The organism is Secundilactobacillus folii (assembly GCF_009720675.1).
Taxonomy (GTDB): Bacteria; Bacillota; Bacilli; order Lactobacillales; family Lactobacillaceae; genus Secundilactobacillus; species Secundilactobacillus folii.
The window spans coordinates 122,995-136,263 of the sequence record NZ_WNJO01000007.1 but is presented as its reverse complement, the minus strand read 5'-3'; the positions used below and the strand labels follow the sequence as shown (position 1 = coordinate 136,263).

Genomic DNA, 13,269 nt, shown 5'->3' with positions numbered 1-13,269 from the left:
CTTTTGGAGGCGAGTATATGGCGACTCATTACTATGGAACAATGATTATCACGGTTCAAGGGCTTGAGCTTCTCATTGTTGATCTCAAAACCCTCAAGCCAATCGAACGCGTGCACAAAGAACTGCCGGTTGGCGATGATTTATATGGCCAACAGCCGATCTCATTTGAGCTTGTCAATCAAATGACATCCGCCCTGCGTGGCTTTTTACAAATATTAAACGATTATCAAATTGATAACTACCAGCTTTGGGGTAGCGAGGCTCTTTCCCGCGCCATTAACGCCGATTTTATTTCTGATCAGGTATTTTTAAGAACTGGCATTAAATTAAACTGGTTGTCAATCAGTGAAGAAACTTACTACCGTAACCAGGCGGTATTAGTCGATCTTCGGCAGCAAAAAACCAAGTCCCACGGAAAACTGATTCACTTGATTGGTATTAATTCTGGCAATACGACGGTGACTCAGTTCAGTGAACTCTCATTTGTTTACTCCAGCCATTATTCCCTAGGTCCAGTTAAGATTGCCGAAGATTTACAGAGTTTAAGGCAAAGTGCTCCAAATTCCATGGAAGTTTTACGGGATTATATTGATAGTAAATTGGCCGACTACCAACGGTTACTTCCTCAAGAAGCCATTGATGGTCCCAGTGAAGTCATTTTACTTGGGGCCATGCCGTTAAGTTCGCTCACGATCGAAGGCGAGCACCATAATACCCTGACTGCCGACGAATTTGACAGCATTTTTGACCGGGTCGTTGATGCGTCGGACCAATTTTTGGTCGAGCAATACGGGATCAAAGAAGCTGAGGTACCGCTACTATTACCAGAAATTCTGCTTTTAAGAAAACTTATGCGACTGACCCAGGCAACTTCAATCCACTTTTCTCATAATACCGTTTTGGATGGCTTAGCTATTAACGAGGCTGTCCGCAGCGGCTTCAGCCACTATAATTTTTCTGAACAAACGATAACGGCGGCGGCCAACATGGCTAACCATTACCGTGTTGAGCCGGTTCACCGACAACTGGTCACAAAGTTTGCTTTGCACCTATTCGACCAGCTCAAGCCAGTTCACCAACTCACGCCACGCGATCGTTTACTACTTCAAGTTGCCTCGATCTTACACGATGTGGGCGCCTACGTTGACGCTCACGAGCACTACTTACACTCTGACTACATTATTCAGCACACCAGTATCATAGGTCTATCCGTTCACGAACGGCAGCTGATTGCAGCAATTTCACGTTACCACAGCACCACTACTCCCAGCGAAGATTTAAGTCATTTTCAAAAGTTAGACACTAGTGAACGCCTGTTAGTTGCAAAGCTTTCAGCCATTTTGCGACTAGCAGATGCTCTGGATGACGACCGGCAGCAAAAAATTACCCGGATCTCCGTCTCAGTGAAAAATCAGGAACTGATCATTACCGTTTTTAGTAATGATAACCTGCTTTTTGAGAATTGGGAGTTTTCATTTAAGAGTCGTTTCTTTGAAGAAACGTTTGGATTGAAACCCCGTCTAAAACAAAGGAGTATGACCTCAAAATGAGTGAAAAAAAGACTTATAATGATCCGAAATACTACACCAACCGTGAACTGAGTTGGATCGACTTTAATGACCGGGTGCTTGAAGAATCACGTGATAAAACTAATCCCCTGTTAGAACGATTAAAATTTTTAAGTATTACCCAGAGTAATCTTGATGAATTCTTCATGGTTCGTGTGGCTTCATTGGCTAAATTAGCCGCGGTTGATTATCCGAAACCAGACGCCTCTGGTTTACTTGCATCAGAACAATTAAGGGCCGTAAATAAGCGGGCACACGAAATGCTCATTAAGCAGTACAATACGCTGAACCGGTCGCTGATTCCGGCGATTGAGCAAATCGGCGTTCATCTCAAATCGCACACTGATTTAACGCCCGCTCAATTTCAATTTATTAAGGGTTACTTCCATGATGAGCTCTACCCCGTCTTAACGCCAATGGCGGACGATAGCTCACGACCGTTCCCGTTCATCGCTAACGATACATTAAACCTGGCTGTTCAATTGACGCCGACTAATGGCAGCGGTCGGCTGTACGCCACTCTGCAGATCCCAGACGTATTTCCACGGGTGGTTCGCCTGCCGGGTGAAGACAACGCCTTTATTCTTTTAGAAGAAATCATCAAAACGTTTGTTGGTCAATTATTTGTAAACTACCAAGTTAAGGAAAGCGTTGTTTTCCGTGTCATCCGTGATATGGACCTCGATGTCGCTGAGGAAGATACATCCGACCTGTTAAAGGACGTCCAGCAGCAATTGAAGCTACGAGAACATGGCCGCGTGATCCGTCTTGAAGTTGAAAACAGTATCAGCAAGAAACTGTTAAAACGTTTGAATAAAGAACTGGGCACCCCTGATTTTGCCGTGTACGAAACCAACGGTCCGGTTGATTTAACGTTTCTCAGTAAACTAACTGGTCAAATTATCAATCATGATGATTTAAAATACCCAAAGTTTACCGCCTATCAGCCCAAAGAACTCGACAGTAATCATGATATTTTTGCAGCAATCCGCAGCCACGATTGGCTGATGCAGCACCCTTATGATAAATTTGACCCAGTCGTTGAATTTATTCGTCAAGCCGCTAGTGATCCCGATACATTGGCAATTAAAATGACGCTGTATCGGGTTTCTGGAGAATCGCCAATTATTCGCTATCTCGGTCGCGCTGCCCAAAACGGCAAACAGGTGACTGTCCTGGTGGAAGTCAAGGCACGCTTTGATGAGCAAAATAATGTTCACTGGGCAAAACAATTGGAAAAGATGGGCTGTCACGTCATTTACGGCCTGATTGGCCTCAAAACCCATTGTAAGCTTTCCCTAGTCGTTCGAAGGGAACAGGGTGGTATTCGTCGTTACATGCACATGGGAACCGGTAACTATAACGATGTGACCGCACACTTTTACACCGATATGGGTCTGTTTACCGTTAACAACGATATGGGGATCGACGCCACCAACATTTTCAATATGCTGTCTGGCTACTCCAAGCCGCCCTTCTTCCATCAACTGCACATCAGTCCAGATGGCATCCGCGATTTTATTGATGATAAGTTAGACCAAGCCATCGAAACCGTTAAGGAAGGCAAAACCGCCACCGTCAAAATGAAGATGAATTCACTATCGGATCAGCGGATGATTGCTCACCTGTATAAAGCCTCTCATGCGGGGGTTAAAATCCAGCTGATTATTCGTGGCATCTGTTGCTTGAAAGTCGGCATCCCGGACGTCAGTGAAAACATCACCGTCCATTCAATTGTTGGCCGATTTTTGGAACATAGCCGGATCTATAGTTTTGATTTTGATGGCCAAAAGAGTGTTTACCTATCAAGTGCGGACTTAATGACCCGAAACTTGAATCGCCGTGTGGAACTGCTTTTCCCAATTTTGCAACCTGACCTGTCCAGTCGGGTGCTGCAGATCTACGAAACAATGTGGCACGACAACGTTAAGACCCGCATCTTACAAGCTGATAACACCTATAAACACGTTGATCGGCGTGGTTTAACCCCGTTGGCATCACAGGAAGCCTTTGCTGAGGCAGCTACCCTTCACGTTAAACGTGATCAGGAGGATGCGGCTGCCGCAGCCCCCAGTGAATTTCAGCCCATGTTAAGTCCTCAAAATCAACCGAATCCTTTGAATTATGACGATGGGAGTGAACCAGACTGATGGAAAATTTTGCAGTGATTGACTTAGGGTCTAACTCCGCACGAATGACGATCACTCAGATCGATGATGATGGTGCATATTCCACGGTCAAACAAATGAAGGAATACGTACGACTTTCTGAGAATATGGGCGACAAAAAAGTTCTGCAACCGGACGCCATTGACCGGACAATGAGGGCTTTAAAGAGTTTTAAAGACGTTTATTCAAACATGAGTAACCTTCGATTAAAAGCAGTGGCCACAGCAGCCACCCGCCAAGCTTCCAACCAAAAGAAGTTTCTGAAACAAGTGGAATCACAACTGGGTATTGAACTGGAGGTTTTACCTGGCACCATGGAAGCCTACTACGATTATTTGGGGGTGCGAGAAACTTTACCAACGACGAATGCGGTCATTTTAGATACTGGCGGTGCTAGTTCAGAAATTGTTTTGGTGCAGAACAATACCGTCAGTCATCTCATCAGCATCCCGTTAGGTAGCGTGAATCTAACCCAGGGATATCTGCCAACAGACCCCATTCCAGCTGCTGACTTATTCAATGCAATGACTTTCGTCAATGATGTGTACAACGATATCTGGTGGCTGCGAAACGGCCTAAATTTGCCTGTGATTGGTCTTGGTGGCAGTAACCGGACCATGGCAAAAATCAATCGGCGTTCTAATAACCTACTTGATTTCGAAGACATCCATGGTTACCGCCTAAGTCGCCATTCCGTTGATGAAACTTTTTCACGGATCGTCGGCCAGGATCTGGAAGGCAGAAAAGCCATCCCAGGGCTGAGTAAGGATCGGGCGGATATCATTGTTGGCGGTTTGGTTCCCCTGACCCTATTGATGCGTTACCTGGATTCTGACCGGATCACATTTTCCAATAGCGGTTTACGAGAGGGAATTTTGTTTGAACACTTGCGTGAACAACGAATTCAAAACGTGCATGAAAAATCAAATATTTCTTTGAAAGACTTTTTAACTCAGGAATAAATCAACTGAAAAGAAGTTAAAAAATGAGAGCCAGCGTTATCGAAAACGCTACTCTCATTTTTTGGTATCTACAAGTTCTTTTTGATAAACAAAAAGCACCCATTGAATTGGATGCTTCAACTTAACTGCCCCGGCTGGGCTCGAACCAGCGACCTCTTGATTAACAGTCAATTATTCTACCACTGAACTACGGGGCAAATTTGAAATAAAACTCATAAATAATGCTAAAAATAATTATTTATGTAACTGCCCTGGCTGGGCTCGAACCAGCGACCTCTTGATTAACAGTCAATTATTCTACCGCTGAACTACAGGGCAATCAAAAAACACCATGTGATATTTATACCATAAACTAACTACTCACGCAATCGCTTTTCACCTTAAATTTTAACCAATGTGATTCTCCTTTAATATCATGTCAACCTCGTGCTGGACCTTCTCTGGCTTTTCCCATTCTTCAAAATGATCCATCGCCTCAGTAGGCATCTCATAATTTTCGTTAACGTAATTTTCATATGCTTCTACGTGGGGTGAGTGTGGGATGTTTAACTGTAAGATTCGGACTTGCTTGATAAACCCGCGCTCTGCAGCCAATTCTGCCCGCCCATTTTGAACCATATTACTAATTTCCATGTACTTTGACCCGTCAAGGCGGGTTATTTCTTCAATTAAAGTAAACGTTTCGTGACTCTTCATACGTATCTTCCCTCCGATTAAGACTGAAATATTATAACACAGAAAGCGCAACGAATTAAGAGTTCTACAGGAAAGGCCTCGCCAAGAATCTAAAAAGTCATCTCAAACAATCCCAATAAGGCCATAAAAAAGCCACTATCCAAGATAGTGGCGGCATAAGAGAGAAAGAGAATTGATTAGAAGGTAATTAATTCATACCTTACATGTATTACTATATCTCACCATGTAAGCGCTGTCAATAGTTCTTCCAACAATTTCCAATTCACCTCCCTCCACTTTAAACTCCGCTTTTCAAGGCTTAAATGGAATCAAAACAAAAAGACCCTAACCACTTCTTCAATGATCAGAGCCTTTTTGCATCCAATGCATAACCACTAAATGAGAGATGTCCCCACCCGTGCATTGACGTGTAGGGGGTAAATAAATGGTTAATTAAAGAATAGCACTATAAATGAGAAATGTCCACATAATTCTAATCAAAAACTCATTTATTTTTTAATACTACCCGCTGTATTCACGTGACTAGTCGGCTGCATCAATACGCTGGGATTATCAGCTACTTCAGTGAGTGAATGTCCAGAAACATTGACCCAACAACTCAACAGAAAAGCTAACAGTACCAAGACTGTAAGGATTCGTGTTCCAACAGTCATTTTTTCACTGATTACTGAACCGTAAAAATCCTTCTTCACCTTAGCAGCAACATTTTTCTCCTTAGGATACTCATGCTGTCGATCTTCAACCACTGATTGCTGATAAGCATCAATGTCAAAGGCTTTTTGCGCTTCTTTCATTTTACGTTGAAATTGTTTCTTTTCTTTTTTACTGAGATCCTTAAACCATTTTACGAAGGCCCGGTAATCCTTGACGATTGATTCTGTGTCACCGACCTCCTTCAAGGTCCCATAATGGATCCACGCAACCCGATCGCAGAGCATCTCAACTTGTTTCAAGGAGTGGCTGACAAAGATAATTGTCTTACCCTCCTGTTTAAATTCAGAGATCTTGTCCACACACTTTTGGTAAAAGGTATCATCACCAACAGATAGTGCTTCATCAATGATCAAAATATCCGGATTGACGTGAACGGCAATTGAGAACCCCAGACGAGATTTCATACCACTTGAGTAACTCTTAACCGGCTGATACAAGAAATCGCCAATATCGGCAAAACTAACAATATCATCCATCAGGCCATCAATTTCTTCATTAGTGAGTCCCTGCATCAACGCTTTTAAGCGAATGTTTTCCAGACCCGTTAAATTACCACGCAGCCCAGCGCCAATTGCAATAATGGAGGTATCACCGCGAACATCAACAATTCCCGTCGTTTGCGGGATGATACCCGAAATGATATTGGACAGTGTCGATTTACCAGAGCCGTTGACACCAATCAAACCTAAAGTTTCACCGGGCATAATTTTTAATGAAATACCCATCAGCGACCAAAAATGCGGTACTGGTTTGCTGTTCAAAGCAAAGAAAGACCGTAATTTTTCAGATTGCGTCTTGAATAAATCGTATTCCTTAGTGACGTTTTGAACCATGATTTTATAATCAGTTGCCATTTTTAAATTCTTCCTAACATCGTTTTCATTTGTATTGATTCACGCCCGTCATTATATCAAATATCAGAGTGTAAATGTTTTGAAACTTCAAAATTAGTTGGTTTTTAATCCAAGAATATCGGTAATTTGAACCCAACCGGTAACGGAGCCGCTCTTTACTTGATACCAAATTGACTGATCACTAGTCACAATACCACGAGCAGAAACCTTCACCTTTTTATTTGCTAGTTGTGTAGTTTTAACCGATTTAACTTTATCAGAGGCCGTCGGAACACCATTATAGAAGCGAATCGTACCGGACTTGATCGTGGCAGAGCCATCATAGCTCGAATAGTCGACTCCAGGCGTCACCTCAGTGCTTGTATCAGCATCATGACTGGTGGCTGTTGAACGGTCTAATAGGTCGTGTAAGTCGTATTCAGCAATAATGTTATTTAATTTCTCAGCATAGTTTTGATCGGTTGCGTAGTTTTCAGCCACCACCGCGGTTGCAGCCATGTACGAACCTGCATTTTCACGCCAAGCGCCCTGATACAAGAAGGGATTCCAAGTTGTGCCACCACGCAGCGTTTTAGCATAGTCGGTCAACGAAGCTTTCACAGATGGGTAAACCTTAAACTGTGCCAGCGTATTGTACATCGAACCACTGGCATTAGCTTCAGCTGTCGACATCGTGATTGAGTGACCATCGTAATTGCCCTTAACACCAAAATAGTTATGCGCGTCTATTGATAGCTGGCTAGTCCCCCAATCACTTTCAAGTGCTGCTTGAGCCATCATTACTGACCCGTACAAGTGGTTTTGACGGCTGACTTTTAACACTGGCTGACTCATTTGGTTGATAAATGCAGTGTGGGTGTCAGCCTGCACATGAGTTGCTGCTAAACCGCTCACACCAATGGTTACCGCCAATATGAGTGTCAGTTCTTTCCAAAGCTTCATCAAAATATCTCCCATCAAAAATACTAAATCAAAAAGTATTATACCGGTTTCAGTTAATTGTACAAGTCAATCGACGAGAATTAACCAAAATCTTAAATTCTAAAAATGATCCAATTGCTGCTTTCAGCATCTGGATCATTCAATCTTGCGTGTTTAACTTAATTTTGAGATTGCCTGTGAATCCACCCAACCGTCAACTTTACCATCTTTAATACGATACCAAGTCGTTGTTATCCCACTTTGGACGTGAGTGGCTTTTTTATCGATCGTCACGGCATTTTTGGCTAAATCCTTAGTTGTTGTTAACTGCTTAGCAATATAAGCCGAATTGAAGACGTGATTGAACACTGGATAACTCGTCGTGCTGACCTCACCCTTTTTCTTATAATCAGCATAGCTTGTTTTTGGAAAAGTCAGGGTTTTTGAATAGACCCAGTATTTTTTGGAGGTTGTTTGCTTACTAAAGCGCACCCGATACCAATTAGTTTTAGCTTTAACTTTGTGTCCACGAGCATCGATCCAGACCGGTCGATCTTGCCAACCACCGATTTTCAGCCAACTATACCTGGTTGCCTTATAGGTACTACCCTTAATGTGGTTGTAGATTGCATAACTCTTATACTTAGAACTTAAGGTCGCCGTTTGGCCATTGGCCCCGGTGTAATAATCAACCTTTTTAGGATCAACAGTCGGCTTCTTAGTCGTTGTAGTTGCAGATGAACTGCCATCTAAGGAAGCAAAACCATAGGTCTGAATCAAATTAATCAGGGAAGCCCCATAGTTTGGTGCGGTGGCATAGGTACCAGTTAACGCGTTAGCTGCCGCTTCATAAGTCGCGGCATTTTCACGCCAAGTCCCCGAATAATAATTCGGATCCCAAGCTGTCCCGTTGCGCAACAGCTCAGCATTATCAGTCATGGATGCATTGATTGATGGATACTTTTTAAAATTAGCCGTCGTGTAATAAAGTTGGCCGCTTGAATTGTACTCAGCGGTTTTCATTGAAACCGAAGCCCCATTATAACTCCCCTTAATTCCAAAGTAATTATTAGCATCTAGTGATAACTGGCTTGTCCCCCAGGCACTTTCAAGCGCCGCCTGTGCCATCATCACAGATGGATACAGTTTGTACTGGTTGGCAACCGTTTTAACGGGCGTCGACATGGTACTGATAAACTTATCAGTTGTCGCGCTCGCATTTGCACTGGTGTTGTGCCCCACGCCAGTTAAACCACATGCCACTAGGCTAACAGTTAACAGCCCCAGTAGTAATCGTTTTCGCATGTGAGTGTCCCCCTCAAATTCCTACGAGTTTACACTCATTATAGAGGGAAAAAGTAGCGAAAACAAGCGCTATCAAATTCACGTTCAAAACTTAAGTATCGCATAAAAAAGAAGACCGACTAATCAGCCGCCCTTCTCTCTTACGCGATTTAGTTTTCTAACCAATTAAAGTGTTGCTTGAGATAACTTGCTTGCAGCAGCTTCGTCAATAATCACCGTAACATGACCGTGATTTTGCAGGAAGCTTGCTGGAAGATCCGTGGTCACAGGGCCTTCAATCATCGCCTTAACCGCATCGGCTTTTTCTTCGCCGAACGCTTCTAATAAAACGTGCTTACTGGTCATGATTGACTTGATCCCCATCGAATAAGCATAACGTGGAACTTCGTTTTCATTGTCGAAGAAACGCGCATTAGCCTTGATTGTTGATTCAGTAAGTTGAACTTTGTGAGTACCCAATGCTGGATCGGTACCAGGTTCATTAAAACCGATGTGACCATTTTGACCAAGCCCAAGAATTTGCAAATCAATTGGGTTATCAGCAATGACTTGATCATAACGAGCAGTCTCAGCTGCTGCATCACTGTTCAAACCATCTGGGACGTATGAGTGTGCAAATGGTTTTTGATCAAATAGGTGCTTTTGCATAAAGTAGTGGTAACTCTGTGGATGATCTGGCGCTAAACCAACGTATTCATCCAGGTTAACTGAGGTCATTTGACTGAAATCTAAATTACTTTTGGTCAGTTCTTCATAGGTGGTGACAGGGGTGCTACCAGTCGCTAGGCCAAACACTTTAGCCCCGTTTTGGTAGGCTTCTTTAAACACTTGGAATCCTTTTTGACCGCCTTCAGTACGATCCTTAACGATAATCACATTCATTTTAGCTTTAGTAGATTCTGACATGATTTGCCACTCCTTTTGTTGGTATAGTCCAATAATAATCTATCTAGACCAATATTGCAACAAAAAAGCCTAAATTCGGCTTTAATATTTTGATTTTCCAGTACCACGTAACCGGTCGCCACGTTTATTGGCAGCCAGAGTATTTTGTTGATGCTTGAATTTTTCCCATGTGGCATCTCGTTTGGCTTCTGCCTGTTTATTTTGACTACGCTTTTTAGTATATTTCATCATTCAATTCCTTCTCTCTTGTGAAATTCTATCACGGTCGGCTCTTTACGTCCAAGCATGACACTTATATTAATTAGAATACGTTTCACAATATTGCGTCTTGAAAAACTCTTTAGCAGTAATACTTTGCTTTAGGACTATAATACAATTAATATCAATTCAATAGGAGGCCGATACAATGCGTCATTATACTTCCCAATCCCTATCAGCACAAGAACGTTACAAATTAATTTCTGGTAGTCTGATTCCGCGGCCAATTGCTTGGGTCACGACTTTAGGATCCCAGCCAGACCCAGTGATCAACCTAGCACCGTTCAGCTTCTTCTCCGCCTTACCCGCTGCCCTGCCAATTTTAAGCCTAGCAATTGGCCGAAAAAATGGCCAGCCAAAGGATACTGCAAATAATTTGTTAGACAACGAAGAAGCCGTTATTCACATTGTTGATCAACCGCTAGCTCAGGATATGAATAAGACCGCTGCATCATTGCCACCGGGAAAAAGTGAACTGGATCTCATTCCAGAAAAAACAATTCCCAGTCGTTCTGTAGCAGTTCCATCGCTATTAGAACCAAAGATCCGTTTTGAGACTAAACTTTATCAGTACGGTTCCAATCAAGGGTAAAGACGACCGACCAGTCGCTGATCTATTTCTTCTTGAAGTTACTGACATGTTCTTTGCGGACTCCGTTTTAGACCCTGAGACCCTCCACATTGATGCGATCGATTTTGACCCCCTCGCGCGATTAGCCGGCCCCACTTACGGAAAACTAGACGGTCTGTTTGATATGATTCGGCCACGTTAGATGGGGATTAGATATTATGAACGACTGAGTAGGCAATTTAAGCACACAGCTATAATGGGCACTTTTGCCTCAGGATGAACAAAGGGCCAATTGTTTAAAACTAAAGTTAAGATCACAAAACAGCGATGGGCTTCGAATGTTTTCGAAAACCCATCGCTGTTTTGTGATCATGAACTTAATTTAGCGTCGACATTGGCCGTTAAACCAACTATTCAACGGTGACGCTCTTAGCCAAATTACGTGGTTTATCAACATCTAAGCCCTTGTGCAAACTGGTATAGTATGCAATCAATTGAGTCGGAACAACACTCAGTAACGGCGACATCAGTGGGTCAACATCTGGCAAAATAATGTTGTCCTCCGGCTTTGCCAAGCTCTTGGAAGCAATGGTCAAGATATGCGCACCACGAGCGAGTGTTTCCTGCAGGTTTGAACGCGTTAAACCAGCCGTTTTAGCCTGGGTAATAATGCCGATAACCGGCGTTCCCTTTTCAATCAAGGCAATCGTGCCGTGCTTCAATTCACCAGAGGCAAAACCCTCAGCTTGAACGTAAGAAATTTCTTTCAGCTTCAAAGCAGCTTCAAGTGATACGCTCCAGTCAATACCACGGCCAATGTAAAATGCATTTGGCGTGTGCAAAAATTCAGACTTTGCTAACTCTTCTAATTTACCCTTTTCATCAACGATAGCCTGAATGCCGGTAGCAACAAGTCCCAGTTGATGACGGACGTCGAAACGTTGTGCCACGATCTGATTGTCGGCCTCTCCTAACGCCTTGGCTAAAATGGCCTCACTAGCGATTTGTGCGGTATAAGCCTTCGTCGAAGCAACGGCGATTTCAGGACCCGCGTGAAGTAACATCGTATAAGTGGCTTCACGAGACAGCGTTGAATTTTGAACGTTAGTGATCGTCAAACTTTCGTAACCGGCCGCATTAACGTTGACCAGCACTTCACGTGAATCAGCGGTTTCACCACTTTGCGACAGAAAGATGAAGAATGGTTTCTGTGACAAAATCGGTTGCTCATACGCAAATTCTGATGAAATATGAACTTCAGTAGGTGTCTGGGTGAGGCTTTCAAATAACCGCTTCCCAACCAAACCGGCATGGTAACTAGTTCCAGCACCAACGATGTAGATTCGATCAGCCTGCTTCATTGAATTTAACAGCTTATTGCTAATAACTGGTTCACCGGTTTCAGACAGATAAACCTGGGCCAAACGGCGCATAACGTTTGGTTGCTCGTCGATTTCTTTTAACATGTAGAATGGGTAGGTTCCCTTGTCAGTCTCACCAGCATCCATATCGACATGGAACGTGTCGCGCTCAACCGGGTTACCATCACGGTCTTCAATCTTGACCTTGTCAGGCGTAATGGTGACCACTTCACCATCCATCAATTCCAAAAAGTCATGTGTCTCACGCAGCATTGCCAGTGCATCAGAGCAAACGACGTTAAAGCCGTCACCCACACCAATCAGCAATGGGCTCTTATTCTTTGCAACATAGAGTGTTTTAGGATCTTCACGGTCCATTAACAAGAAGGCGTAGGAAGACCCCTTAAGTAAACTAAGGGTTTTGACAAATGCATCATGAGCGTTCAGGCCTTCATCAACTGCAATCTTATCGATCAATTGAACCACAACTTCAGTATCAGTCTGACTAGTAAATGGTACATCACTTAGGTAATCACTTTTCAGTTCTTGAAAATTATCGATCACACCGTTATGAACCAAATAGAACCGGTTATCTTGAGAAACTTGTGGGTGTGCATTAGCGACGCTCACAACACCGTGAGTTGCCCAGCGAGTGTGACCAATCCCCGTGGATCCGTGCACATCAGGCCCAATTTCACGTTTCAGGTCAGAGATCCGTCCCTTTTCTTTCACGAGGTAATCCTTACCATTTTGGGCGTTTACATAAATGCCGGCAGAATCGTAACCACGATACTCCAGCTTTTCTAGGCCATCCAGTAAGATTTTAACCGCGTTATCACTACCTGTAACACCAACAATTCCACACATAATATTTCATCCTCTAGTTTTCATAATATTTAGATTGGTATAGACTTAATTAAACTTGTTATTTTTTTGAACATGTATACTTTACAGCGTTCACAACTAAGTGTCAACAATTTACTAA

10 protein-coding genes, 2 tRNA genes and 1 pseudogene are annotated in these 13,269 nt (G+C 43.1%); 4 read left to right on the top strand and 9 right to left on the bottom strand.

Going from position 1 to position 13,269, the window contains the following annotated elements; genetic code table 11:
* Positions 1–17: 17 nt before the first annotated feature.
* Genes GM612_RS07415 through GM612_RS07405 form a run of 3 tightly spaced genes read left to right on the top strand, consistent with a single transcriptional unit; the run spans position 18 to position 4,698 of the window.
* Positions 18–1,550 carry a Ppx/GppA phosphatase family protein gene (locus GM612_RS07415; protein ID WP_155431745.1) on the top strand — a complete coding sequence of 511 codons (1,533 nt, stop codon included), beginning with the start codon at positions 18–20 and terminating at the stop codon, positions 1,548–1,550.
* A complete protein-coding gene (locus GM612_RS07410) occupies positions 1,547–3,718 on the top strand; it encodes an RNA degradosome polyphosphate kinase (protein WP_155431744.1) in 2,172 nt (723 codons plus the stop codon). The genes GM612_RS07415 and GM612_RS07410 overlap by 4 nt, the downstream gene beginning before the upstream one ends.
* Positions 3,718–4,698 carry a Ppx/GppA family phosphatase gene (locus GM612_RS07405; protein WP_155431743.1) on the top strand — a complete coding sequence of 327 codons (981 nt, stop codon included), beginning with the start codon at positions 3,718–3,720 and terminating at the stop codon, positions 4,696–4,698. Before GM612_RS07410 ends, GM612_RS07405 begins: the two co-directional genes overlap by 1 nt.
* Before the next feature lie 125 nt (positions 4,699–4,823).
* Here GM612_RS07405 and GM612_RS07400 read toward each other — a convergent pair.
* The 8 genes from GM612_RS07400 to GM612_RS07365 form a co-directional block, all read right to left on the bottom strand.
* A tRNA-Asn gene (locus GM612_RS07400) sits at positions 4,824–4,895 on the bottom strand.
* Positions 4,896–4,944: 49 nt separating this feature from the next.
* Positions 4,945–5,016 (bottom strand) — tRNA-Asn (locus GM612_RS07395).
* Between the two features lie 69 nt (positions 5,017–5,085).
* Positions 5,086–5,394, bottom strand: a complete 309-nt coding sequence (locus GM612_RS07390) for a hypothetical protein (protein WP_155431742.1) — start codon at positions 5,392–5,394, stop codon at positions 5,086–5,088.
* Positions 5,395–5,882: 488 nt separating this feature from the next.
* Positions 5,883–6,962 (bottom strand): ABC transporter ATP-binding protein, encoded by a 1,080-nt coding sequence (locus GM612_RS07385; protein ID WP_155431741.1) that lies wholly within the window; start codon positions 6,960–6,962, stop codon positions 5,883–5,885.
* A 93-nt stretch (positions 6,963–7,055) separates the two neighbouring features.
* Positions 7,056–7,904 (bottom strand): glucosaminidase domain-containing protein, encoded by an 849-nt coding sequence (locus tag GM612_RS07380; RefSeq protein ID WP_173021246.1) that lies wholly within the window; start codon positions 7,902–7,904, stop codon positions 7,056–7,058.
* 153 nt (positions 7,905–8,057) lie between these two features.
* On the bottom strand, positions 8,058–9,188 hold the full coding sequence (locus tag GM612_RS07375) for a glucosaminidase domain-containing protein (RefSeq protein ID WP_155431739.1): 1,131 nt from the start codon (positions 9,186–9,188) through the stop codon (positions 8,058–8,060).
* Between the two features lie 165 nt (positions 9,189–9,353).
* Entirely contained in the window at positions 9,354–10,070 is a 717-nt protein-coding gene (nagB, locus tag GM612_RS07370; RefSeq protein WP_155431802.1) for a glucosamine-6-phosphate deaminase, read from the bottom strand.
* A 105-nt stretch (positions 10,071–10,175) separates the two neighbouring features.
* Positions 10,176–10,325: a hypothetical protein gene (locus GM612_RS07365; protein ID WP_155431738.1), complete on the bottom strand. Its 150-nt coding sequence runs from the start codon at positions 10,323–10,325 to the stop codon at positions 10,176–10,178.
* A gap of 175 nt (positions 10,326–10,500) precedes the next feature.
* On the opposite strand from GM612_RS07365, the pseudogene GM612_RS07360 reads away from it, so the two are divergent.
* A pseudogene (locus GM612_RS07360) lies at positions 10,501–11,125 on the top strand (flavin reductase family protein).
* A 208-nt stretch (positions 11,126–11,333) separates the two neighbouring features.
* On the opposite strand, the gene glmS reads toward GM612_RS07360, so the two are convergent.
* Positions 11,334–13,151: a glutamine--fructose-6-phosphate transaminase (isomerizing) gene (gene glmS / locus GM612_RS07355; RefSeq protein WP_155431737.1), complete on the bottom strand. Its 1,818-nt coding sequence runs from the start codon at positions 13,149–13,151 to the stop codon at positions 11,334–11,336.
* Positions 13,152–13,269 lie beyond the last annotated feature (118 nt).

Excerpts from the sequence above, each read along its gene's own strand:
- GM612_RS07415 (WP_155431745.1), top strand. The coding sequence starts at position 18 with ATGGCGACTCATTACTATGGAACAATGATTATCACGGTTCAAGGGCTT.
- GM612_RS07410 (WP_155431744.1), top strand. The coding sequence starts at position 1,547 with ATGAGTGAAAAAAAGACTTATAATGATCCGAAATACTACACCAACCGT.
- GM612_RS07405 (WP_155431743.1), top strand. The coding sequence starts at position 3,718 with ATGGAAAATTTTGCAGTGATTGACTTAGGGTCTAACTCCGCACGAATG.
- GM612_RS07390 (WP_155431742.1), bottom strand. The coding sequence starts at position 5,394 with ATGAAGAGTCACGAAACGTTTACTTTAATTGAAGAAATAACCCGCCTT.
- GM612_RS07385 (WP_155431741.1), bottom strand. The coding sequence starts at position 6,962 with ATGGCAACTGATTATAAAATCATGGTTCAAAACGTCACTAAGGAATAC.
- GM612_RS07380 (WP_173021246.1), bottom strand. The coding sequence starts at position 7,904 with ATGAAGCTTTGGAAAGAACTGACACTCATATTGGCGGTAACCATTGGT.
- GM612_RS07375 (WP_155431739.1), bottom strand. The coding sequence starts at position 9,188 with ATGCGAAAACGATTACTACTGGGGCTGTTAACTGTTAGCCTAGTGGCA.
- nagB (WP_155431802.1), bottom strand. The coding sequence starts at position 10,070 with ATGAATGTGATTATCGTTAAGGATCGTACTGAAGGCGGTCAAAAAGGA.
- GM612_RS07365 (WP_155431738.1), bottom strand. The coding sequence starts at position 10,325 with ATGATGAAATATACTAAAAAGCGTAGTCAAAATAAACAGGCAGAAGCC.
- glmS (WP_155431737.1), bottom strand. The coding sequence starts at position 13,151 with ATGTGTGGAATTGTTGGTGTTACAGGTAGTGATAACGCGGTTAAAATC.